The organism is Streptococcus oralis (assembly GCF_965111685.1).
GTDB lineage: Bacteria > Bacillota > Bacilli > Lactobacillales > Streptococcaceae > Streptococcus > Streptococcus oralis_B.
The window spans coordinates 1,097,563-1,121,061 of sequence record NZ_OZ217340.1; the positions used below are offsets into that span (position 1 = coordinate 1,097,563).

The 23,499-nt window shown below is 42.2% G+C and carries 22 protein-coding genes and 1 tRNA gene; 4 read left to right on the top strand and 19 right to left on the bottom strand.

What is annotated here, in order from left to right:
- On the top strand, window positions 1-651 hold the full coding sequence (locus tag ACLV7H_RS05720; RefSeq protein ID WP_084975252.1) for an ABC transporter ATP-binding protein: 651 nt from the start codon (window positions 1-3) through the stop codon (window positions 649-651).
- 104 nt (window positions 652-755) lie between these two features.
- Here the strand turns inward: ACLV7H_RS05720 and ACLV7H_RS05725 are convergent, their stop codons facing one another.
- The 3 genes from ACLV7H_RS05725 to ACLV7H_RS05735 are packed head-to-tail and all read right to left on the bottom strand — an operon-like array spanning window position 756 to window position 3,647.
- Window positions 756-1,028 carry a PspC domain-containing protein gene (locus ACLV7H_RS05725; RefSeq protein WP_411866614.1) on the bottom strand — a complete coding sequence of 91 codons (273 nt, stop codon included), beginning with the start codon at window positions 1,026-1,028 and terminating at the stop codon, window positions 756-758.
- 59 nt (window positions 1,029-1,087) lie between these two features.
- Window positions 1,088-1,531 (bottom strand): SprT family protein, encoded by a 444-nt coding sequence (locus tag ACLV7H_RS05730; protein ID WP_411866615.1) that lies wholly within the window; start codon window positions 1,529-1,531, stop codon window positions 1,088-1,090.
- Window positions 1,518-3,647, bottom strand: coding sequence for a Tex family protein (locus tag ACLV7H_RS05735; protein ID WP_411866616.1), 2,130 nt, complete (start codon window positions 3,645-3,647; stop codon window positions 1,518-1,520). Before ACLV7H_RS05735 ends, ACLV7H_RS05730 begins: the two co-directional genes overlap by 14 nt.
- Before the next feature lie 130 nt (window positions 3,648-3,777).
- On the opposite strand from ACLV7H_RS05735, the gene ACLV7H_RS05740 reads away from it, so the two are divergent.
- From ACLV7H_RS05740 to ACLV7H_RS05750, 3 genes are read left to right on the top strand one after another with little or no spacing between them, the layout of a single operon-like run.
- Window positions 3,778-3,909, top strand: a complete 132-nt coding sequence (locus tag ACLV7H_RS05740) for an SPJ_0845 family protein (protein ID WP_000268697.1) — start codon at window positions 3,778-3,780, stop codon at window positions 3,907-3,909.
- A complete protein-coding gene (locus ACLV7H_RS05745) occupies window positions 3,910-4,815 on the top strand; it encodes a permease (RefSeq protein ID WP_411866617.1) in 906 nt (301 codons plus the stop codon).
- On the top strand, window positions 4,812-5,627 hold the full coding sequence (locus tag ACLV7H_RS05750; protein WP_411866618.1) for a TIGR03943 family putative permease subunit: 816 nt from the start codon (window positions 4,812-4,814) through the stop codon (window positions 5,625-5,627). The genes ACLV7H_RS05745 and ACLV7H_RS05750 overlap by 4 nt, the downstream gene beginning before the upstream one ends.
- An 83-nt stretch (window positions 5,628-5,710) precedes the next feature.
- Here the strand turns inward: ACLV7H_RS05750 and ACLV7H_RS05755 are convergent, their stop codons facing one another.
- The 16 genes from ACLV7H_RS05755 to dprA form a co-directional block, all read right to left on the bottom strand.
- Window positions 5,711-6,637: a bifunctional riboflavin kinase/FAD synthetase gene (locus ACLV7H_RS05755; RefSeq protein WP_000633642.1), complete on the bottom strand. Its 927-nt coding sequence runs from the start codon at window positions 6,635-6,637 to the stop codon at window positions 5,711-5,713.
- Window positions 6,638-6,780: 143 nt separating this feature from the next.
- Window positions 6,781-10,320, bottom strand: a complete 3,540-nt coding sequence (smc, locus tag ACLV7H_RS05760) for a chromosome segregation protein SMC (RefSeq protein WP_411866619.1) — start codon at window positions 10,318-10,320, stop codon at window positions 6,781-6,783.
- Window positions 10,311-11,009, bottom strand: a complete 699-nt coding sequence (rnc, locus tag ACLV7H_RS05765; protein WP_411866620.1) for a ribonuclease III — start codon at window positions 11,007-11,009, stop codon at window positions 10,311-10,313. Before rnc ends, smc begins: the two co-directional genes overlap by 10 nt.
- Window positions 11,010-11,182: 173 nt before the next feature.
- A tRNA-Arg gene (locus ACLV7H_RS05770) sits at window positions 11,183-11,254 on the bottom strand.
- Between the two features lie 67 nt (window positions 11,255-11,321).
- Complete coding sequence (locus ACLV7H_RS05775) at window positions 11,322-12,308, bottom strand: GMP reductase (protein WP_411866621.1); 987 nt, start codon at window positions 12,306-12,308, stop codon at window positions 11,322-11,324.
- 194 nt (window positions 12,309-12,502) lie between these two features.
- Window positions 12,503-13,282 carry an L-threonylcarbamoyladenylate synthase gene (locus tag ACLV7H_RS05780; protein ID WP_411866622.1) on the bottom strand — a complete coding sequence of 260 codons (780 nt, stop codon included), beginning with the start codon at window positions 13,280-13,282 and terminating at the stop codon, window positions 12,503-12,505.
- 27 nt (window positions 13,283-13,309) lie between these two features.
- Window positions 13,310-13,903, bottom strand: coding sequence for a 3-isopropylmalate dehydratase small subunit (gene leuD, locus ACLV7H_RS05785; RefSeq protein WP_411866623.1), 594 nt, complete (start codon window positions 13,901-13,903; stop codon window positions 13,310-13,312).
- A 9-nt stretch (window positions 13,904-13,912) separates the two neighbouring features.
- Entirely contained in the window at window positions 13,913-15,295 is a 1,383-nt protein-coding gene (gene leuC / locus ACLV7H_RS05790; protein WP_000907571.1) for a 3-isopropylmalate dehydratase large subunit, read from the bottom strand.
- A gap of 3 nt (window positions 15,296-15,298) precedes the next feature.
- Window positions 15,299-15,568 (bottom strand): DUF1294 domain-containing protein, encoded by a 270-nt coding sequence (locus ACLV7H_RS05795; RefSeq protein ID WP_411866624.1) that lies wholly within the window; start codon window positions 15,566-15,568, stop codon window positions 15,299-15,301.
- A complete protein-coding gene (gene leuB, locus ACLV7H_RS05800) occupies window positions 15,565-16,602 on the bottom strand; it encodes a 3-isopropylmalate dehydrogenase (protein WP_411866625.1) in 1,038 nt (345 codons plus the stop codon). The genes ACLV7H_RS05795 and leuB overlap by 4 nt, the downstream gene beginning before the upstream one ends.
- Before the next feature lie 11 nt (window positions 16,603-16,613).
- A complete protein-coding gene (locus tag ACLV7H_RS05805) occupies window positions 16,614-18,176 on the bottom strand; it encodes a 2-isopropylmalate synthase (protein ID WP_045591159.1) in 1,563 nt (520 codons plus the stop codon).
- A 314-nt stretch (window positions 18,177-18,490) separates the two neighbouring features.
- Window positions 18,491-19,147, bottom strand: coding sequence for an MmcQ/YjbR family DNA-binding protein (locus ACLV7H_RS05810; RefSeq protein ID WP_411866626.1), 657 nt, complete (start codon window positions 19,145-19,147; stop codon window positions 18,491-18,493).
- A gap of 43 nt (window positions 19,148-19,190) precedes the next feature.
- The gene (locus ACLV7H_RS05815) at window positions 19,191-19,823 is read right to left on the bottom strand and encodes a copper homeostasis protein CutC (RefSeq protein WP_411866627.1); all 633 of its coding nucleotides are present in this window, start codon (window positions 19,821-19,823) and stop codon (window positions 19,191-19,193) included.
- Window positions 19,824-19,916: 93 nt separating this feature from the next.
- Window positions 19,917-20,276 carry a YbaN family protein gene (locus ACLV7H_RS05820; RefSeq protein WP_411866628.1) on the bottom strand — a complete coding sequence of 120 codons (360 nt, stop codon included), beginning with the start codon at window positions 20,274-20,276 and terminating at the stop codon, window positions 19,917-19,919.
- Window positions 20,277-20,383: 107 nt separating this feature from the next.
- Window positions 20,384-22,471: a type I DNA topoisomerase gene (topA, locus tag ACLV7H_RS05825; RefSeq protein WP_411866629.1), complete on the bottom strand. Its 2,088-nt coding sequence runs from the start codon at window positions 22,469-22,471 to the stop codon at window positions 20,384-20,386.
- A 117-nt stretch (window positions 22,472-22,588) separates the two neighbouring features.
- Window positions 22,589-23,437 carry a DNA-processing protein DprA gene (gene dprA, locus ACLV7H_RS05830; RefSeq protein WP_411866630.1) on the bottom strand — a complete coding sequence of 283 codons (849 nt, stop codon included), beginning with the start codon at window positions 23,435-23,437 and terminating at the stop codon, window positions 22,589-22,591.
- Between the last annotated feature and the right edge of the window lie 62 nt (window positions 23,438-23,499).

The window sequence follows — 23,499 nt, forward strand, 5'->3', positions numbered from 1 at the left end:
ATGATTGAATTGCAACATATTTGGAAACAATTTGGTTCTCGTATTATTTTTTCAGACTTGAATCTGAATTTTCAAAGTGGTATGGTATATGCTTTGATAGGAGACAGTGGTTGTGGAAAAACCACTTTGCTCAATATGCTTGCAAAACTAGAGACTTTCGACAAAGGAGAAATCATTTATAAAGGAAAGTCTTTGACTTCTCTAAAAAATGAGGAATTCTATCGTAACGAGCTAGGTTATCTCTTCCAGAACTTCGGACTATTAGAAAGTCAGACCATTCGAGAAAACCTTGAGCTGGGACTGATTGGCAAAAAACAGAACAAGAAACAAGAAAAAGAGAGACTTCTTCTTCAAGCACTACAAGCTGTCAGACTAGATTATCTAAGTCTCAACCAAAAAATCTATGAATTATCTGGTGGTGAAGCTCAACGCGTAGCGCTTGCTAAGATTATCCTGAAAAATCCTCCTTTAATTTTAGCTGATGAGCCTACCGCCTCGCTAGATCCAAAAAATTCCAAGGAAATTATGGAAATTCTCCTTGAACTTCGTAATGCTAATAGAACAATTATCATCGCAACTCACAATCCTAGTATTTGGAAAATGGCTGATCAGGTAATTCATCTCTCTCAAGATGGAAAAGAATATACTTAAACATCAAAATCCCTTGTGGCTAAATAACCACAAGGGATTTTCAGTCATTTATGCTGCTTCTTTTAAGTAACATAGTGCAAATAATAAATTTTCCCTGTTAAATCTCACCAAAACCGTCCATCATTGTCATCAATGGCTTGGGCTTCCTTACGTTTGCGTGGTCCTGTTCCGTACATTTCTGCTTCAATCTCTTCCTTAGTTGGCAGGATAGAGGCTAGGATGATGTAGATAATCACGCCAATCCCAAAATTTGATATGGTAAAAATTGCAAAGAGAAAGCGGACTAAAGTTACATCAAAATTCCACTTGTCTGATAGACCAGCTAAAACTCCCGACACCATGCTATTTCGTTTCATTTTATAAAATTTGTTATTCATGATTTGTTCCTCTTTCGGTATTCTTACAAGTAGTATAGCATGAAACGGGTTCACAAACATCAGTCCTTAGGCCGATTTAAGATGACGAGTTTGCCACGGCAGACGCCACATCGGTAGCGTTTGGTATCAATCCTACGCTTGCGCTGATAAGTTTGCTGGCAAGATTGACACTGATAAACTAGGTAGGTACTTTGGTCTTTCAAAGGGGGAACAAAGCGTAGTCCATCCACTTCTTTCAAAAGTTCTTTAAAATCTCGGTCCTTATGTCGATATCCTTTTTTCTGAAAATAAAGGTGATAGTGACAGAGTTCATGGCGCACGATTTTCCGAAAAACCTCCAAACCAAGTTCATTATAGACCTTGGGATTAAAATCCAAATGCCCATCCTTAGGGAAAAATCGCCCACCTGTCGTTCGCAGACGAGAATTCCACCGGGCTTGGTGTATAAAAGGTCTACCAAAGTCTTCGAGTGAAACAGACTGAACGTACTCAGTCAGTTTCATCTGGAGCTAAGAGCGACAGATTAACTTTTTCACGTTCAGTATCGATTTTTTTAACCCAAACCGTTACCAAATCTCCGACTGACACCACTTGGCTGGGATGTTTGATAAATTTACGACTCATGTGGGAAATATGGATCAAGCCATCCTCGTGAATCCCGATATCAACGAATGCACCGAAGTCAACGACATTACGCACCACACCTTCTAGCTTCTGGCCGACTTTTAAGTCTTTGATATCCAAGACATCTTGGCGAAGCACAGGAGCATCAAAGGAGTCCCGGAAATCTCGACCAGGTTTGAGAAGGTCAGCAATGATATCTTTAAGGGTTTCTGGGCCAAGATTCAGTTCCTGTGCCATCTCCTTAACTGAAAGGGACTTAAGCTTACTTTGTGCCTCTTCATTCAAGTCTTTGATATCCAAGCGTTTGAAGAGCTCCTTGACGGCAGCATAGTTCTCTGGATGAACTCCTGTATTATCAAGAATATTGCTACTTTCCGGGATACGGAGGAAACCTGCAGCCTGCTCAAAGGCTTTAGCTCCCAGGCGAGGAACTTTCTTAATTTGAGCGCGTGAAGTGATTTTTCCTTCTTCCTCTCGGTATTTGACAATATTTTCAGAGATAGTTTTATTGAGTCCAGCTACGTGGGAAAGAAGAGCAGGACTAGCAGTATTGACATTGACGCCAACCTGGTTCACCACGGTATCGACGACAAAGTCCAGACTCTCAGATAGTTTCTTCTGACTGACATCATGCTGGTACTGACCGACACCGATTGACTTAGGATCGATTTTGACCAATTCAGCAAGGGGATCTTGCAAACGACGGGCGATAGAGATAGCCGATCGTTTTTCAACGGTTAATTCTGGAAATTCCTGACGAGCAAGTTCGCTGGCAGAGTAGACAGAAGCACCGCTCTCATTGACGATAACATAACTGACTTCTGGAAAATCTTTCAGAACTTCCGCTACAAAGGCTTCACTTTCACGGCTAGCCGTTCCGTTTCCGATAGCAATGATTTCCACACCGTATTGACCGATCAGGTCGGCTAAGTCTTTCTTGGCTTCTTCAATCTGACGAGCAGAGGCTGGTTTAACAGGATAGATGACTTGGGTCGTCAACATTTTCCCTGTCGCATCAACGACAGCTAGCTTGGCACCTGTACGAAAGGCAGGGTCGAATCCTAGAACCACGCGCCCTTTTAGCGGAGCAACCAAGAGGAGATTGCGCAGGTTGTCAGAAAAGAGTTGGATAGCTCCTTCTTCTGCTTTCTCAGTCAATTCTGTCCGAATACGTCGTTCGATAGCAGGCAAGACCTTTTTCTTAACTGACTGTTGAACAACTTCATCTATATAGGCATTTTTCACCTTGAAACGAGCAGCAAAGAAAGATAGGATACGGTCTGTCGCATGTTCAAATCCTACTTTTAAGACACCTAGTTTCTCACCACGATTGAGAGCCAAGGTACGATAGCCCTGCATGTTGCCGACTGTCTCTGAAAAATCATAATAAATCCGAAAAACTTGTTTTTCATCGAGACTCTCATCCTTGACTTGCGAAGTGATTTTAGAGTGTCTCAACACTTCCTGATAGGTCAGTGAACGCAAATTGACATCTTCCGATAAGGCTTCGACCAAGATATCAACCGCACCAGCCAAGGCTTCTTGACCAGTCGCAAATCCTTCACAGACAAAGTTCTCAGCTTCTTTCTCTAAGTCAGCTACATTTTGCAAAATCAAGCGAGCAAGAGGAAAGAGTCCAGCTTCACGGGCAATAGTTGCCTTGGTTCGACGTTTTTCCTTATAAGGAAGATAGAGTTCTTCTACGTCTGCTAATTTCTCAGCTGCCAAAATAGCTGCTTCCAATTCCTTGGTTAGTTTGCCTTGTTCTTGAATCTTAGCCAAGACAGCTTCCTTGCGGTCATTGAGATTAGTCAGGCTTTTATCCAAGTCGATAATAGCCTTAATCGCCACCTCATCCAGACTACCAGTCATGTCCTTCCGATAACGCGCGATGAAGGGAATCGTCGCCCCTTCTGCCGTCAAACTTAGAACAGTATCGATTTGCTTTAAGGTTACACCCAAATCTTGGGAGATTTTTTCATATTTTTTATCCATAAACCTATTATACCATAAGGAACAGCCCTTGTTTCGTCCTACCCTTTTTTACATCTTTGATTATCAAAATAATCCCTTTTCCGCAAAATAATAGTATAATAGAGGTAACATTTAGAAACGAGGTAGGCCCATGGCTGTAAAATTTACAAAAACGGATGACTTGGACAAGATGTTTGAAGAGTTTGCTAAACTTCCTGACTTAACACAAGTCACTTTCCCAGATGACAAAAACAAAAAAGAAAAAGTTGAGAAGAAAAAATAGATGACACTTTTCCAATCTCTTCCTCCTAGTGTATTACAAGCTGGAGCTATTTTTCTCTCCATCATCATTGAAGCCCTTCCTTTTGTTTTGATTGGTAGTATTATTTCGGGTTGGATTGAAGTCTATATCACACCAGATAAAGTCACTGAGTTTCTCCCTCGCAATCGTTGGGGGAGAATCTTTTTTGGTACCTTCATTGGTTTTCTCTTCCCATCTTGCGAGTGTGGAATCGTCCCGATAATCAATCGTTTTTTGGAAAAGAAAGTCCCCAGCTACACGGCAGTTCCCTTTTTGGTTACTGCTCCTATCATCAATCCTATCGTTCTTTTCGCTACCTATTCTGCCTTTGGCAATTCCTTAAAAATTACCATCTTGAGAGCTCTGGGAGCCATTGTAGTTGCTTTGGTTCTAGGTATTTTTCTAGGATTTTTCTGGAAGGAACCAATTCAAAAAGAAAATCCTATTGCTTGTCATGAACATGACTTTTCTCACTTGACTCCTGCTAGAAAAGTCTTTCAGGTTTATATACAAGCTATTGACGAGTTTTTCGATATGGGGCGCTATTTAGTCTTTGGCTGTCTCTTTGCTACTATCGTCCAGGTCTATGTCCCGACTCGGATCTTGACCTCTATCAGTGCTAGTCCAGTCCTTGCGATTCTCTTGCTCATGTTTCTTGCCTTTCTACTCTCTCTTTGTAGTGAGGCGGATGCCTTTATCGGTGCTTCTCTCCTCTCGAGCTTTGGCCTAGCACCAGTCCTTGCTTTTCTAGTCATTGGCCCCATGCTTGATATCAAAAATCTCCTCATGATGAAACACTATCTCAAACCCCACTTCATCTGGCAATTCATGGGCATCGTGACAGTTCTTGTCTTGCTTTATTCTTATATGATAGGAGTGATGCTATGATTCGATTTATCATTTTACTGGGCTATTTTGTCCTAACTCTGTATCTGCAGCTATCTGACAAGCTTAGCCACTACATCAACCTCCACTATTCCTATCTAGTCTATATCTCAATGGTCCTTTCTCTTCTGTTGGCTCTGGTGCAATTCTATATCTGGATCAAGAAAATCAACTCTCATAACCATATGGAAAGTCGTCGAGCTAGACAAATCAGCATCCTTTTACTGTCTCTACCTCTCTTGATTGGAATTGCCTTTCCGACAGTAAGTTTGGACTCAAGAACCGTATCTGCCAAAGGCTATCATTTCCCACTTGCTGAAGGAATCGATACAGCTATTCAGGCAAGCGAAGGAACATCTAGTCAATACCTCAAACCCGATACCAGCACCTATTTTTCCAAATCTGCTTATGAAAAGGAAATGAGGTCTACAGCTGATAAATACCTCTCCCAGCCAACCATTCAAATCACTGATGAAAACTATATGGAGGTCATGGAAGTTCTCTATGACTACCCTCAAGAGTTTGAAGGAAAGAAAATCGAGTTTACAGGCTTTGTTTATAACGATCCTAGCCATCCAGATAGCCAATTCCTCTTTCGCTTTGGGATTATCCACTGTATCGCAGACTCTGGTGTATATGGACTCCTGACCAAGGGAAACTCACGCCAGTATCCTGACAATACCTGGATTACCGCTAGAGGAACCCTGACCCTCCACTACCATAAAGAACTCAAACAAAAACTCCCAACACTAGAGGTTGAGAGTTTCACAAAAGTAGACAAACCAGAAAATCCTTATGTCTATCGCGTGTTTTAATAAAAAGTAGCCTTTGCAGGCTACTTTTTTTGTCCATTATATGAATTTCATTCTATCTACTCTTTCGAATTGATAGCAAACTCTCACTCTCCATCCTTCCAGTTTCGAGCAATCTCTTCGTCTTTCTGGAGTTGGTCTACCAGTTCCTCTACGGAGTCAAATTTGACCATATCTCGGACACGGTCCAGCCAGTAGACCATGACTGTCTCACCGTAAATATCGTCTGAAAAGTCGAAAATATTGACTTCAAAACGTGGTTCTTCTCCATCAAAGGTAACATTTTTGCCAACGCTCGCCATGCCACGATATCTTTGACGTTGCACCTCGACATCGACTACATAAACACCGTCAGCTGGCATGTAAGTTCGGTCTCTTAGGACCAGATTGGCTGTTGGATAACCAATAGTCCGCCCACGAGCATTTCCATGAACGACCATTCCACGAGATGGGAGCGGAGTGCCGAGCAGATGATTGACTTCCTTTACATCTCCATCAAGAATTGCCTGACGAATCCGTGTGGAACTAATCTTGCCCTTTTCGTCTTCGACCGGAGGAACAATGATAATCTCTCCATCAAAATAATCCTTCAGGTCATCCGCGGTTTTCTTATCTGAACCAAACGTGTAATCAAATCCTGCTACGATAATGGCTGGTTTTAAAGCTCTAACATAGGTATCAAAGAATTCTTGACCCGTTAAACTAGCAAATTTGCTACTAAAGTCGAGTAAGAATAGAGCCTCTACTCCATGCCATTTCATCTTGTGCTCTCGTTCCTCATGATTGACGATATGGAGCATGAGTTCAGGTTGGTAAGGTTGTAAGGCAAGTTTTGGCGACTCTGTAAAGGTCATTACGACAACCGGCAGATAATCCTTCATCGAAGCCTTGCTGGCCACTTCAAAGAGTTTCTGATGTCCCTTGTGGATACCATCAAAATAACCTAGTACAAGGACTGTTTTCCCTGGTACTGCAATATCTTTTTCGTTCTTAATAGGTACTGTTGTAATCATGAAACTATTATATCATAGAGAAAGTCTTTTCGCTAAGAGGAAATCCCAAATGTCGTTTTTTGCGCCTGAACTGACCTTAAGAGAAGATTTAGCGCTTTAGTTTTAAAAAATAGCACCTCCTAAGAGATGCTATCGTTTGGTAACTAGTCTACTGTTTCTTCCAAATCTTTTAATTTAACCGAAACAATCTTAGAAACACCTGATTCTTGCATGGTAACTCCATAGATAGAGTCCGCTGCTGCCATCGTCCCCTTACGGTGGGTTACGACGATAAACTGACTATCCTTATCAAAGCGGTTGAGGTAATCCCCAAAACGTTTAACATTGGCTTCGTCTAGCGCCGCCTCTACCTCGTCCAAGATGACGAAAGGAATGGTCTTAACTCGAATGATTGAGAAGAGCAGAGCCAGAGCAGATAGGGCTTTTTCACCACCACTCATGAGGTTGAGAGATTGGATTTTCTTACCTGGTGGTTGGACAGAAATCTCCACACCAGCTGTTAAAAGATCGCCCTCAGTCAATATCAAGTCCGCCTGACCTCCGCCAAACATCTGTCTGAAGGTCTCTTTAAAGGACTCACGAATAGCTTCAAAGGTTGATTTAAAGCGTTCCTTAACCTCATCATTCATCTCTGTGATGGTCTCAAGGAGAAGATTTTTCGCAGACAAAATATCATCTCGTTGACTATTTAGGAAATCCAAACGGTTGTGAACTTCTTCGTACTGGTCTATAGCGTCCAAGTTGACTGGACCCAGTGAGCGAATAGCTTTTTCAAGATCTTTAACCTCTTGCTCTGCCAGATTGAGATTTTCCAACTCATGCGCTTTGTCTAGAGCCTCAGTGTAGCTGATCTGGTACTGGTCAGTTAATTGAGCTTGTAGATAGCGCAAGCGTTCGCTGACCTTTTCTTTCTTGGCTTCAGCACGTGTTTGTTTGCGAATCCACTCTTCATTCTGCTGACGAGCAGTATCCAAATGGCTGGCAATATCATCCAGTTGACCCTCGATATCATCCAACTCAAACTGCTTACGAATCAAACCTTGTTGGAGGTTTGTTTTCTGAGTTTTGGCCTCTTCCGCCTGCTGACCTAGCAGATCCGTATCAACCTTCTCAAGATTATCAACCTTTTCTTGGAGAAGACGCTGGATTTCCTCTTGTTCAAAATTGAGATTATCCAATTCCTTTCCTAGGCGTTCAATATCAGTCACTTCATACCGCTTTTGTCCTTGCAGTTCTGACTTAAGCAAGCGTGCTTGCGCTACTTGTTCCTGCAAGTTTTGATAACGTTCTTGAATTGCGTTTTTGTTAGACTTAATCTCTTCAATCTCAGCTTCCAGATTTTGCTTTTCACTTGCGATAGTAGCAAGGCGCTCTTGGCATTTTTCCTTATCCGCTTGCCAATCTCCTTCAGATAGGCGATTTAATTCCTCTTCTTGAAGTTTCCAAAGCGTTTCTAACTCTTCCACTTGCTGGTTGGTTTGTTGATAAGCAAGGTACAAACCTTGCTCCTGAATACGAGCCTGTTCTCCCTGAGATTTGATGGCTTCTAATCTTTCTGTTAATACTGCCATCTCATCTTGCAATATCTTCAAACTTTCTTCTTCCGAATGCAGACTAGCTTCTTCTTCAGCAATTTCTTTTTGTAATTGCTCTAGTTCTGGCTTAATGAAAATACTGTTATTTTGACGATTGGCACCACCCGCGTAGGAACCACCAGTACGCAACTCTGTCCCATCCAGTGTCACCATACGCACCTGGTAACGAACTTGACGAGCGGCTGCACGCGCATGTTCTACAGTATCAAAGATAGCCGTCGTAGCGAGCAAATTCTTGAAAATGGCTTCTAGTCTAGTATCAAAAATAACCAACTCATCAGCCATGCCAAGGAAGCCTGGACTTGCTGCGATAGTATCTTGATTCTGACTAGATATTGTACGAGCCTTGATAGTCGTCAATGGAAGGAAGGTTGCACGGCCAGCTCTGTTACGTTTTAGGAAATCAATCGCCTTGGTTGCAGCGCTTTCATCTTCTACGATGATATGCTGACTGCTAGCGCCAAGCGCAATTTCTAGGGCAGTTTGATAATGCACATCAAAGGTCAAATGTTCACTGACTGCACCAATAATCCCACCTAGGCGGTCTTTTTCTTGGAGAACACTCTTAACACCTGCGTAAAAGTTGCTATGATTTCTAAGGATATTCTCCAAACTCTGGGCCCTAGCCTGCTTATTTTTGAGACTATCCAGACGGTCAAAGAGTTGACTCTGCTGGGCTTGGTAAGAAACTTTCTGCTCCTCTTGTTCCTTGGCACTGGCTTGGTAGTCATCCAATAATTTCTGAACCTGCTCCTTGGCAGTTTCAAGCTCAGTCTTTTGCTGACTTGCTTTCTCTTTAGCTGTAGCCAATTGTTCTTTCAGTTTCTCAAGTTGATCTGCTTGTTTTTGAGAGAGTTGACGGCTGTTCTCTAGTTCATTCTCGATGCGGGTCAACTGGTTTGAGACATCCGCTTCTTCTTGTAGAAGAGCGACAAAGCGTTCGCGCAAGAGTTCAATCATCTGGTCAGGATCATCTGAAAAAGCTAGCAATTCTGCTTCTAAACGATTGAGTTCCTTGTTATTTTCAGCTAGATTTTCCTCTAACTGTGCCAAGTTCGCTTCTTTATCAGCCTTCTCTGTACTTAGAGTCTTTCTCTTATCTTCCAAAGCAGTCAAACGGGATTGTGCTTCTTGTTGATTGAGGGCTACTTGCTCAGATTCCAGTTTTGAAAGGGCTAGTTTTCGCTCTAAGTCACTGATCAAACTAGTCAAATCCATCAAGCTCCCTTGGTCTTTCCCCATTTCAGTTTGGAGTTCCTGACGTTTCTTTTTAAGAGTTTGATTTTCTTCTTCTAACTCTTCACGCTTTTGATAATAACTAGTCAAAAGCTCCTGAACTTGCGTTAGCTCTTCTTCTGTTAGCTCTAGTTCAGCCTTGTTTTCCTTGATCTGAGCGACCAAAACATCCAAGTAAATAGCCTTGCGTTGACCATCCAGGTCCAGAAACTTACGAGCATTCTCGGCTTGTTTTGCAAGGGGCTTGATTTGATTGTCCAACTCATAGATAATATCCTCTAAACGGTCTAGATTGTCTTGAGTTTGCTGTAGTTTGCTTTCTGTTTCTTTTCTTCGAGTTTTGTACTTTAAAACTCCAGCAGCTTCTTCAAAAATAGCTCGACGCTCTTCAGGCTTGGAATTGAAAATCTCCTCAACCTTCCCTTGGGAAATAATAGAGAAGGAATCCCGTCCCAGACCTGTATCTAAGAAAAGGTCATGTACATCGCGGAGACGGACTTTTTTGCCATCAATTCGATACTCGCTATCTCCACTACGGTAGATATGGCGTTCTACCTTAATGACTTGCCCTGCATCCTTGATAAAACCATCTTCATTGTCCAAGGTCACAACAACAGAAGCATAATTGAGCGGTTTACGACTTTCAGTCCCAGCAAAGATAACGTCAGGCATCTTGCCACCACGAAGGCTCTTGACACTAGACTCCCCTAAGGCCCATCGCAGACTTTCTGTGATATTTGATTTTCCTGATCCATTTGGACCAACGACAGCTGTCACACCTTGATCAAAAACGACCTTGGTCTTGTCAGCAAAGGACTTGAATCCCTGAATCTCAATTTCCTTTAAATACATGAATCCAGCCCCTTCTCAACTGCATTTTTGGCGGCCTCTTGCTCTGCTAATTTTTTAGAACGGCCTTGGCCTTTTCCGATGCTCTTGCCTTCAACCAGAACTTCTACATTAAAAACCTTATCATGAGCAGGCCCTGTCTCAGAGATAACCTGGTAGCGAATATCTACATCTCCATTGACCTGGAGCAACTCTTGCAGATGTGTCTTGTAATCCTTAATCATTTCAAAGTCACCTGCTTCAACCTTGGGAATCATGACCTGATAGATAAACTCTTTTACCCTAGCCACATCCTTGTCTAAAAGCAATGCTCCCAGAAAGGCTTCAAAGGCATCGCCAAGAATGGTGTCACGATTACGCCCACCAGACTTTTCTTCCCCTTTTCCTAGCTTGATAAACTGATCAAACTGGCAATCACGCGCAAAACCAGCCAAACTCTCCTCGCGGACAATCATGGCACGGAGCTTGGACAAATCGCCCTCTGGTTTCTTAGGATATTTTTTATACAGGTATTCTGAAATCAATAATTGCAGAACAGCGTCTCCTAAAAATTCCAAGCGCTCATTGTGTGAAATTTTTAGGAGGCGGTGCTCATTGGCATAACTCGTATGAGTAAAGGCAGTTTTTAGTAAGTTTTTGTCTGCAAATTCGATTGCAAAACGGTCTTTCAGTACAGTTTGTAATTCTTTCATACCAACCTCTTTCTAACTGATAACAGTCCTTCTTATTATATCAAAAAAAGCCCCCTGAGTCACTTTAAAACGGGACTAGAGGGGAATTGAACATTTTTTACAACAAACTTTTCAATTTTAGGGGCAGTATAAAGAAAAAAGCCTTTAAATAAGGCTTTCTAAGGCTGTTTACATCCACCCTGAGGGAATCGAACCCCCATCTCAAGAACCGGAATCTTACGTGATATCCATTACACTAAGGGTGGAAACTTGTCTTATTATAACAGAAATTTGCTCTAATAACAAGTTTTTTATGGGTGGACTAAGTGTCTCTTAGTGAGATGTATCACCATTCCAGATAGAGTTCTTCACGATCACATAATCAACGTGCTTGAGATCGGCAACCTTTCGTCCACCTGCATAAGAGATAGCACTTTGTAAATCTTGCTCCATCTCAGTAAGGGTGTCTTGCAAATGCCCTTTGGCAGGAAGTAAGATGCGTTTTCCTTCCACGTTTTTATAAGCACCCTTTTGATATTGTGAAGCTGAACCATAGTATTCTTTGAACTGTTCGCCGTCGACTTCAATCGTCTTTCCTGGGCTTTCGATATGTCCTGCAAATAGGGAACCAATCATGACCATACTAGCACCGAAACGGATAGACTTAGCAATATCACCATGAGTACGAATCCCACCATCAGCAATAATCGGTTTACGCGCAGCCTTTGCACACCAGCGTAAGGCAGCCAACTGCCAACCACCTGTACCAAAACCAGTCTTTACCTTGGTAATACAAACCTTACCAGGACCGATTCCAACCTTAGTAGCATCCGCCCCAGCATTTTCCAATTCACGAACAGCTTCTGGTGTTCCCACATTCCCAGCAATGACAAAAGTATCTGGCAACTCTTTCTTGATGTGCTGAATCATAGAAATCACACTATCCGCATGACCATGAGCAATGTCAATCGTAATATATTCCGGAGCATCAGCCTTTAGTTGGCCAACAAAGTCATACTCGTAGTCCTTGACACCGACAGAAATGGAAGCAATGAGCCCTTGATCGTGCATGCGCTTGATAAAAGGAATGCGCCCCGCTTCATCAAAACGGTGCATAATGTAGAAGTATCCGCCTTTAGCCAGTTGCTCTGCAACATTCTCATCCAAAATCGTCTGCATATTGGCTGGTACAACAGGTAGTTTGAAAGTGTGATTTCCAAGTGTGACACTCGTATCTGCTTCTGCACGGCTTTTAATCACACATTTGTTTGGGATCAACTGAATATCTTCGTAATCAAAAATTGGAAATTCATTTAACATATTGCTGTCTCGTTTCTTTTGTAATGACCTACCTATGCTTGCGCATCCCTACGTCTTTTCCGACGTTTCCTTGACTTATTATAAGCCAAAGTACAGTTTTTGTCAAATAATTTCATTGATAAAATAATATTGTTCGGTTTTTGTGATATAAATATAAAAAGTGGAGAATAAGTAAACTCTCCACTTTTTCAATCTTAATAATACTCACCTTGACGGTAGTCCCATGAATTAAAGGTATCTGATAAATGTATCATGATTTTATCAATGTCAAGCCCTTTGCGGATCACAACTGGCGCTGGTGAAGTTGAACGTGCTCCTCCTTGTTCTGGGATTAGTTTGCCGTCTTTATCAACCATAGACACCATCACACCTTGCTCGTAGCGAGTTTCAATCGTTTTGTCAGGTTGGATAGATGCCACATAGTCGTCTGCTTCGATGACAAGGTCCACTGCTCCTTCGATACGTTCTCCGATACCTTCTACCTTACCACGGTTACCTTTACCAGATGGGTTAGCTGATGAGGCATAGACCATCTTGCCTTCTTCCCAAAGTTTGGCAGCCAATTGTTCACCAGCTTTCCCAAATTTAATAACGAAACAGCTAGTACCACGCACGTCAGTCATCAGTTCTTCACGGCCATCCCCATACGCTTTGAGTTTTTCAAAGGCTTCTGGTTTCCATGGAAGGATACAACCAAGAAGAATGTCTTCATCCCAATGTTTTTGGTAAAAGGCTTCAATTTCTGGGTTAAGTTGTGCTAAAGCACGAAGCTCATCCATGCTACCGCAGAGAACAACACCTGGTTTGTTACGGTTACGCTCTTTGGCTGCGAACTTGCGTTCAAGACCTGCCTTATCACTAGTCATGATGATGTAGCCAACTTTTGTAGGGCAAACAATACATCCGCCCTCACCTTTTAAAATGTCATATCCTTCTTGTGAAAGTGTTCCGTTCCATTGAATGTGTTTTGTCATAGTTCTATTTCCTTTTCTATTTTTCTTCTAATCCTGCCAGTAGGCTGGTCGTTGTTTTTCATAAGCAGCAATCAAATCTTCATACTGCAAGGTAATACCGATATCATCCAAACCATTTAAGAGCTTGTGTTTCCATTCGCTATCGATTTCGAAAGTGAATTCTCCGACTGGTGAGATAATTTTCTGTTGTTCCAAGTCTACAGTTACCTGGTCACTTGGTTGTAGCTGGGCTAGTTTCTCTCTAACCTCTCTGGGCTGAACAATAGGCAACATGCCATTATTGAGTTCATTATTGTAATGAATATCACCGAAAGATCCTGCAATTACGACCTTAAAACCATAGTCCGCTAAGGCCCAAGCTGCGTGTTCCCTAGAGGACCCAGCTCCAAAGTTATCCCCTGAGATGAGGATAGTTGCTCTCCGATATTCAGGTCTGTTAAAGACAAAGTCTGGGTCCTCGGTGTACTTGTCATCCAGATAACGCCAAGCATACATGAGGTACTTACCAAAGCCTTTTTTATCAATTAACTTGAGAAACTGCTTGGGTAGGATTTGATCGGTGTCGATATTATCATTCATGAGAGGAACAGTCGTTCCCGTATAAACTGTAAATTTCTCCATATCCTCTCCTTACTGGGCTTCTGGCATTTGCCGAACATCTACGAAACGCCCTGCAATAGCTGCCGCAGCTGCCATGGCTGGACTGCAGAGGTGGGTCTTAGCACCAAATCCCTGTCTGTCTTCAAAGTTGCGGTTACTGGTTGAGGCGCAGTGGACACCATCAGGGACCTTGTCAGGATTCATCCCTAGGCACATAGAGCAACCTGGGTCTCTCCACTCAAAGCCAGCATCTAAGAAGACCTTATCCAAGCCCAACTTCTCAGCTGCTCGTTTGACAGGACGAGAGCCCGGGACTACGATAGCTGTTAGATTGGGAGCAATTTTCTTCCCTTTGACAAACCGCGCAGCCAGCTGTAAGTCACTGAGTCGAGCATTGGTACAAGAGCCGATAAAAATATATCCTAGCTCAATATCCGCTGGCTTTTGGCCAGGCTCCAAGTTCATGTAATGATAAGCTCGTTCATCATTCATATCCTTAATTTCTGGAAAACTACTGTCAAAGTCGACGCCCATAGCAGGATTGGTTCCCCAGGTCACCATAGGAGCCAAGTCTGAGACATCCATCCGGATAACCTTATCATAGACAGCATCATCATCGCTGACAAGCGTCTTCCAGTCAGCAACCGCCTCCTCGAAAGCTTCGGGAACGCATTCCCGTCCCTTGAGATAGTCATAGGTAGTCTGGTCTGGATTCATGATTCCCATCTTGGAGCCAAACTCGATGGACATATTGCAGATGGTCATCCTCTCTTCCATGGTCAGTGCATCAATCGCTTGCCCACGATATTCCACCACATATCCCACACCACAAGCAACACCATACTTGGCAATTAAGGCGAGAATGTAATCCTTAGAATAAACTCCTTTTTGAGGAACACCAGTGAATTCTACCAGCATTTTCTTGGGTTTAACTTGCCAGAGTGTCTGGGTAGCAAAAACATGCTCGACCTCACTGGTCCCAATCCCAAAAGCGATAGCTCCGAAAGCTCCGTGAGTAGCTGTGTGGCTATCTCCACAGACGATGAATTTTCCTGGTTGCGTCCGTCCTGTTTCTGGACCTACCATGTGAACGATTCCCTGCTTTTCAGAACCGTGTGCAGCATGTTCAATTCCAAACTCCTCAACATTTTCAGCAAGCTTATCAATTTGAGCCTTAGAAATGACATCTCGAATATCGTAGATATTGACCGTTGGTACATTGTGGTCAAAGGTTCCAAATGTCAAGTCGGGCCGTCTCAATCTGCGCCCCGCATCTCGTAATCCTTGAAAAGCTTGGGGACTAGTCACTTCATGAATATAGTGCTGGTCCACATACATGAGTTGGGGCTGCCCTTCTTCTCCTGTGATGACATGGCGGTCCCATAATTTATCAAAAATCGATTTTCCTGCCATCCATTACCTCCAAATAAAATATAAGGCTACTAGTGTGGTCACCATCCCGAGAAACCAAACTGTTTTAAAATACCATTTTCTAGTCTTGTGGTGAAAGATGATTCCTGCCAACCAGGCACCAAAACCACCACAAGTAAAGGCTAAAATGAGTAAGATTTTCTCTGGGACGCGCCAAGCACCTCTTCTTGCCTTGGATTTGTCAATGCCATAAATCAAGAAAATCAGCAAATTCCAAATCAAGAGGGCAAGCGTGATTCCTTCATTTATCTTCATAATCTTTCAATGATGGCTTCTGTCATTTCCTTGGTCGAAGCCTGTCCTCCAATATCTCTTGTTAAAATGCCAGCCGCTAAACTAGCTTCAACAGCACGCTCAATACGCTCTGCATCCTCATAATGTCCAAAGCTATCTCTCAACATCATAGCAACAGACAAAATCATGGAGATAGGGTTGGCAATTCCTTGACCTGCAATATCAGGCGCCGAACCATGAATAGGTTCATAAAGACTTGGACCTTTTTCAGAATGACTGGCTGATGGCATAACTCCAAGTGTACCAGATAGAACACTTGATTCATCAGATAAGATATCTCCGAAAAGATTCTCTGTCACGATGACATCAAACTTGGCAGGATTGGTAATCATAAGCATGGCAGCTGAGTCCACCAACTGGTGTTCCAAGGTTACATCTGGGAAATCCTGCGCAACTTCCTCAGCTACTCTCCGCCAGAGTTTTGAAGTCGCTAGAACATTTTGCTTATCGATACTAGTAACGATTTTTCTGCGATTTCTTGCAATCTCAAAGGCTTTTCGAAGGATCCGCTCCACTTCCTCATAGCTATAGTCGTTGATATCACGCGCTTTTCGCTCTTCAAGGATATGATCTCCAAAGTAAATCCCTCCTGTCAACTCACGCACCACGACAAAGTCCACACCAGCTATTCTTTCCGGTTTGAGAGGTGACAAATGCTTGAGACTCTCAAAAATCTTAACTGGGCGTATATTGGCGTAGAGATTGAGTTCCTTACGAAGAGTAAGTAAGCCTTGTTCAGGCCGAATCGCTGCACCATCATACTGGGGACTACCAATGGCTGCTAGGAGAATAGCATCTGCTCCTCTACATGCCTTGAGGGTCTCATCAGGTAAGGGATGCCCCTTAGCATCAATACCTGCCCCTCCAAAAGGCCGCCTATCTATCTCATAGTCAAAGCTAGTTTTTGAAGCTAGAGCTTCCAGAATCTCTAAACCAGCTTCCATGATTTCTGGACCGATTCCATCCCCTGCTAGTGCTGCTATTTTCTTTGTCATAGCCCTCTCCTTTACACACTAGGCATGTCTCGGTAGGAAACGCTACGCCCCATCTCACCAGCATTCTCTTTTTGAACAAAGGTATTGGCATTGATATAGGCAATCGCCGAAGCCTTCAATACATCGAAATCAAGACCTGCTGCGTTAAAGATGGTTTCTGTATCTCTGTTTTCAACAGTTACCAAGACCCGAGCCTGGGCATCAATCCCATCTGTTACCGCATCAATAGTATACGAAACCAAGCGGACAGATTGGTTAAAGAACTTATCGATAGCGTTAAAGATCGCTTCAACGGAACCTTGCCCTGTCGCATTAAATTCGACTTTCTCACCATCCATATTGGCTAGACTAACGAGCGCTTCGATGTCATTGTCCGCATGGGTTTGAAGTTGTAAATCATCAAAGTGAAAGCCTTCTGGATTTTCAACCATGGTTCCAGCTACCAGAGCTCGAATATCTGCATCTGTGATTTCTTGTTTCTTGTCCGCTAGTGCCTTGAACTTAGCGAAGAGTGGTTTGATATCCTCTTCTGTAAAATCTAGTGCCAGTTCTCTTAGTTTTTCAACAAAGGCATGGCGACCTGACAATTTTCCAAGCGGAAGACTATTACTCTTAACACCAACCAATTCAGGTGTGATGATCTCATAAGTGAGAGGGTTTTTAAGGACTCCATCTTGGTGAATACCCGATTCATGAGAGAAGGCATTGCCACCAACGACAGACTTGTTTTTAGGAACTGGAATACCAGAGAAGCGAGAAACCATTTCTGACGTATTCATTGTTTCATCCAAAACAATATCACTAGTTGCTTGGAAGAAATCCTCACGAATCTTCAAAGCAACAGCTACTTCTTCAAGAGCAACATTACCTGCGCGTTCACCAATACCATTAATAGTTCCCTGGACACGTCCAGCACCGTGTTTAATTGCTGTCAAAGTATTTGCAGTTGCCATACCGAGATCATCGTGACAGTGAACACCAAAGACAACTTTATGATCTGATTTAATATTCTCAGTCAAGTGATCAAAGATGCGTGCAAACTCTTCTGGAGTCGTAAAGCCAACTGTGTCAGGGATATTGATATAAGAGGCACCTGCATCGACCGCTGTTTGAACGACTTGTAAGAGGAAATCCAACTCTGTTCTAGTCGCATCTTCAGGAGAGAACTCGACAACTTCAAACTTAGAACGTGCATAAGAAACATGCTCCTTGATAGCTTCTAAAATCTCTTCCTTGCTCTTATTGAGTTTATACTTGCGGTGAATCGGACTGGTCGCGATAAAGACATGAATTTGTGGATACTTGGCATCCTTAAGAGCCTCATAACAAGCATCAATATCCGATTTTACAGAACGAGCTAATCCTGTCACTGCTGTTTTTTTCATGGCTCTAGCAATTTTTTGAACGGCTATAAATGAATCTGGACTAGCAGCAGGAAAACCAGCTTCAATTACAGAAATCCCCCATTTCTCCAGCTGTCTTGAAATGGAAACTTTTTCCTTTATTGAGAAGTTAACACCAGGAGTTTGTTCCCCATCACGAAGGCTTGTATCAAAAAATTCAACTTTACGCATAAGATTTCCCCTTTTCCAAATATGGTTTTAAAAAAACATCTCGCTCAGAATCCCAAGCGAGATGTTGATTTACTCCCGCTTGGTAAGCCAAACAGGACTAATGCTTCTGCACTAGCCCGAGTACCTCAACAACAAAGCAAATTGATTAAACTTAGCTGTTTTCATGTTTGACTTTCTCCTTCATTTGATGTCTTGTTAAGTATTTTAGCATAGGAAAAATCTCTTGTCAAGAAAAAATCCAATATTTTCTGAAAATTTCTTCAGTAAAGAATATTTTGCTAATTGAAAGTATTTGAAAACACAAGGGAATTTCCTTACTTTTTCAAAGTCAAATTCCAACTGATTTCTAGCAAATCTAGAACTTCATCATCAGATAAACTATCATCAAGAGCAAGACTAATCCAGTAACGTTTGTTCATATGAAAGGCAGGATATACGCCTTTTTGTGAAAGTAAATCCACTACTTGGTCGTGTTTGATATTGACTGCTTCAACTAGCCCTTCTCTGCCCTTTTCCAGCTTATCCCAAGGAATTCTCATTAAAACAGCGTACCATTTTTGATTACCTTCATGGCGCAATACAGCTGTATCAGGCGACTTTTCCCACAGATACTCCAACTGATTACCATACTTTTCCTGAACTTGAGACATGATACGCATAGTCTGCGGACAGATAAAATCCTGAACATCAAAGCAAACCTTCCGAATCTGATAAAGAATCTCCAAACAAGCCTCACGGACACTTCCTACAAAACTTCCCCGCATACTTTCCATATGTACTTGAGGATAGAGGTCACCCGTTTCCTGATCAAAGACAAGAAAACTCACATTATCAGGAGTGATGGAGACTGTCATGAAAAATTCACCCTGCAAAATCTGGCAACTATAGGTCCAGACTTCTCCATTTTCTACAAAACCATAGGCAGAAGCTTTTTCTTTATTAAACTGATAAGATTTAAAAATTTCAAACATAAGTGAAAACTGCTACCAAAAGCTAGCAGTTCCTTTCTATTTTTTAAAAGACAACCTTAGTTCCATGCAATTGTGTCACACCTAGTTGGTCGATAAAGGTTTGACGGTTGTCCAAGTCAATCCCACCACCTGGTAAAATTTCAATTTTACCTTTTGCATGTCCCAAAATTCTGTGATAGTGTTCAAAACGTTTCTCGAGCGAGTCACCAGACACACCAGCACGAGTTAAGATACGGGTGACACCAGCTTGGCTGAGCCAGTCAATAGCTTTCAACTGGTCTTCATCACTCAATTCATCAAAAGCCATGTGGAAAACAATTTCCATTCCTTTAGATGCGGAAATCAGCTTCTCAAGATTAGCTTTATCCAACTTCTTATCAGCAGTTAAAACCCCAAAAACGACTCCTTGACTCCCAGCTTGCGCAGTTAAACGAATATCTTCTAGCATGATCGCTATTTCAAGATCAGTATAGACAAAATCGCCACCACGTGGACGAATCATAGTCATAATGGTCGTATCGTAGTTAGCTGCCAGTTCAACCGCTGCCTTGGTCACTCCATAGCTAGGTGTTGTTCCTCCCACTGCTAGATTGTCACAAAGTTCGATTCGACGAGCTCCAGCCTGCATCGCTTTTTCAAGCAAGGTCAAATTTTCAGCACAAAATTCGTAAATCATTTGATTCTCCTTGATGTTTTCTTTAAATTTATTATATCATATTATTTTAGATATGCTTTCATTTTTATCAAGGCAAATAACTACTATTTTTATCTATTCTTTGTCAGGAATGACTTTAAAGAGATAGTAGGTGATAAAGATAGTCAAGGCTCCCAGACCGATTTTGACTGGCAAAAGAGGGGCAAAGTAAATAGAAATTCCCATCAAGATATAGATAGATACGATGATTTTTTTCTTTCGTTCTCGCGCTATTGACTTGGTTTCCCGAAAGTCAGCTACATAGGTCTGATAAAGCTTTGTATGATAAAGCCAGTCTTCAAAACGCTTAGAAGATTTTGAAAAGCAAGCGATAGCTAACAAAAGAAAGGGAGTTGTTGGTAAAAGTGGTAGGACAACTCCAATAATAGCTAAAGCCAGTGAAATAAAGCCAATACTTAGGTAAATGAGACGCATGATTTCTCCCAGATAAATTACTCTTCCTCTAGTTTCGCATACAAGGGAGAAATTTGTCAAGCATCAACAAAAAAAGAGCCTGAAATTTATTTTCAGGACTCTGCATTTTATTTAATCTTCTCTTCTTCGTAGTCGCCATTACTACATACAACCTGCTTTCCACCACCACGGACTTTTTTCTCCACAAGGAAGTGTCCGCATTTTGGACAATCACGTCCAATTGGTTTGTCCCAGGAAGTAAATTCACATTCTGGGTAACGATTGCAACCATAGAAGATACGATTGCGCTTGGTTTTGCGTTCGATGATTTGTCCTTGATGACAGCTTGGGCACTCGACTCCAATCTCTTTGACAATAGCTTGTGTGTGACGGCAGTCTGGGAAATTGCTACAAGCATAGAATTTACCAAAACGACCGAGCTTAATCACCATCGGACTGCCACAAACCTCACAGTCAAATCCAGCTGGCTCATCCTTTATCTGGATTTTTTCCATTTCAGATTCAGCCTTAGCTACTTCTTTAGAGAATGGTTTGTAAAAGACGTCAATAACACGTTGCCACTGCTCTTTTCCAACCTCGACATCATCCAGTTTTCCTTCCATTTCAGCTGTGAAGGTCACATTGACGATGTCTGGGAAGTATTCAACGATGAGCTTATTAACAATTTCTCCCAGTTCTGTTGGTTCAAAACGTTTAGCAGCCAGACGAACGTAGTAACGTTTCTGAATGGTTTCAATGGTTGGAGCATAGGTTGACGGACGTCCAACTCCATTTTCTTCCAAGGTCTTGATAAGAGTTGCTTCCGAATAGCGAGCAGGTGGTTGAGTGAAATGTTGTTCTGGCCTGCTATTAACCTGCTTGATCACATCTCCAACAGCCATATCTGGTAACATTTTATTCTTATCAGAATCATTATAAATGGCAAGATAACCATCAAACTTAACCTGACTACCATTGGCAGCAAATTGAACCCCATTTTGAGACAATTTAACAGCCATGGTATCAAAGATAGCGCCTGTCATCTGGCTAGCCACAAAACGGTTCCAGATAAGGGTATAGAGCTTGAGCTGGTCTTTGTCCAAGTACTTAGCGATGCTTTCAGGTGTGTTAAAGACACTAGATGGACGAATGGCTTCGTGGGCATCTTGAGCACCAGAGGCATTCTTCACCTTGCTACCATGCTTGGAATACTTGCTACCAAAACGGTCGTTAATGTAGCTTGCCGCTTCATTCTGAGCCACAGGACTGATACGAGTCGAGTCTGTACGCATATAGGTAATCAAACCTTGCACGCCTGATCCGATATTGATCCCTTCGTAGAGTTGTTGAGCCACCATCATAGTCTTTCGAGTACGGAAATTGATTTTGTTAGCCGCATCCATCTGCATGGTTGAAGTCGTATAAGGTAGGGGCGCATTTCGTTTGCGTTCTTTCTTATCTACCTGGTCTACTGTGAAATCTTTGCTAGTCAAATGGGACAAGACTTCTTTGACTTCTTCATTGGTGGTCAATTTCATCTTTTTACCATTCATACCATAGAAAGAAGCCTGAAATTGCTTGGTTCCCTTCTTAAAGACACCATCAATTGTCCAGTATTCTTCTGGTTGGAAGGCATTGATTTCATTTTCACGGTCAATGATGAGCTTAAGGGCAACCGACTGCACGCGCCCTGCTGATAAGCCCTTCTTAACCTTTTTCCACAAAATAGGCGAAATCGAATACCCTACCAAGCGGTCCAAGACACGACGAGCTTGTTGGGCATCGACCAAGTCCATGTCAATCTTGCGAGGTTCTTTAAAGGCATTTTTTACTGCGTCTTTGGTGATTTCATTAAAAACCACACGGTTGGCATCATTCTCATCCAAATCAAGGATATGAGCCAAATGCCAGGAAATTGCTTCTCCTTCACGGTCCGGGTCACTCGCCAGAAAGACTTTATTGGACTTTTTAGCTTCTTTTTTCAAGTCATTAATGAGAGGGCCTTTTCCACGGATATTGATATACTGCGGTTCATAGTTATTTTCAATGTCGACCGACATACTGGATTTTTTCAAATCACGGATATGCCCGACACTGGCTAAAACCTTGTAATTTCTGCCTAGATATTTCTCAATCGTTTTCGCCTTGGCAGGAGACTCTACGATGACTAGATTTTTTTTAACTGTTGATTTTTTCTTCTTTGTTGCCGTAGCCACACTATCACACCTTTTCAAAGTAATAAACTTTATAAAGTGTAAACCATTTTTCTATAGCTGTCAAGACCTAAGTACTATATATAGAAGAAAAGTTTATCTGAGGGAACAAATTTCTCCTTAAAATTCAAACTCAGCCAGCACATCTTGACCGCTGGAAATCAGTTTTGCTCCCTCTTGAATCAGGTGGTGACAGCCATCTGAATGGCCATCTAAAATGTTTCCTGGAATGGCAAAGACATCACGCCCTTCCTCCATGGCACGCTCACAGGTGATGAGACTCCCTGAACGCATCCTTGCCTCTGCTACAATAACGCCACGGCACAGTCCTGCTATGATTCGATTACGAGCTGGAAAGTGAAATTTCAAGGGTTCCTCTTCTGGTCCGTATTCGCTAAGTACCAAATGGTGATTGCCAATGTGTTCCTGCAAACGTTTATTGGCGCGGGGATAAAAAACATCCAATCCTGTTCCAATGACAGCAATTGTTCTTCCTCCATTCTGGAGTGCAGCCATATGGGCAGCCGTATCAATCCCTTTGGCCAAACCACTGACCACGATTAACTCGTTTTCCAAACCTTGAATGACTTTCTGAACTGACTTTGCTCCCTGACTAGAACATGAACGACTCCCTACAAGAGCAACCTTTGGAAATTTCAATAAGTCTAGATTCCCTTTATAAAACAAGATCGCTGGAGCATCATAAATCTCACTCAGATCCCAAGGATAACAGTCGTCTAGAATCGAGAAGGATGGGAATTTTTGGAACTCCTTCTCCAACTGTGCATCATCTATCTGGAAATAGCGTTCCATAAAGACAGCAGGATTACGGCATCCCGATATTTCTGCAATGTCACCTAGCAAGAGCTCCTGATCTACAGTCTCATCGTATTCAAGAACAGTTAAAATCTGTTGATTTGTCAGCCCAGCTTTTCTCAATTTGTAAATCTCATAGTTTGTGATCTTCATATACAACTCCATTTCTTTTTCTACTCATCTATCTATTCGTAAAAAAATAAAAAGAAGACCAA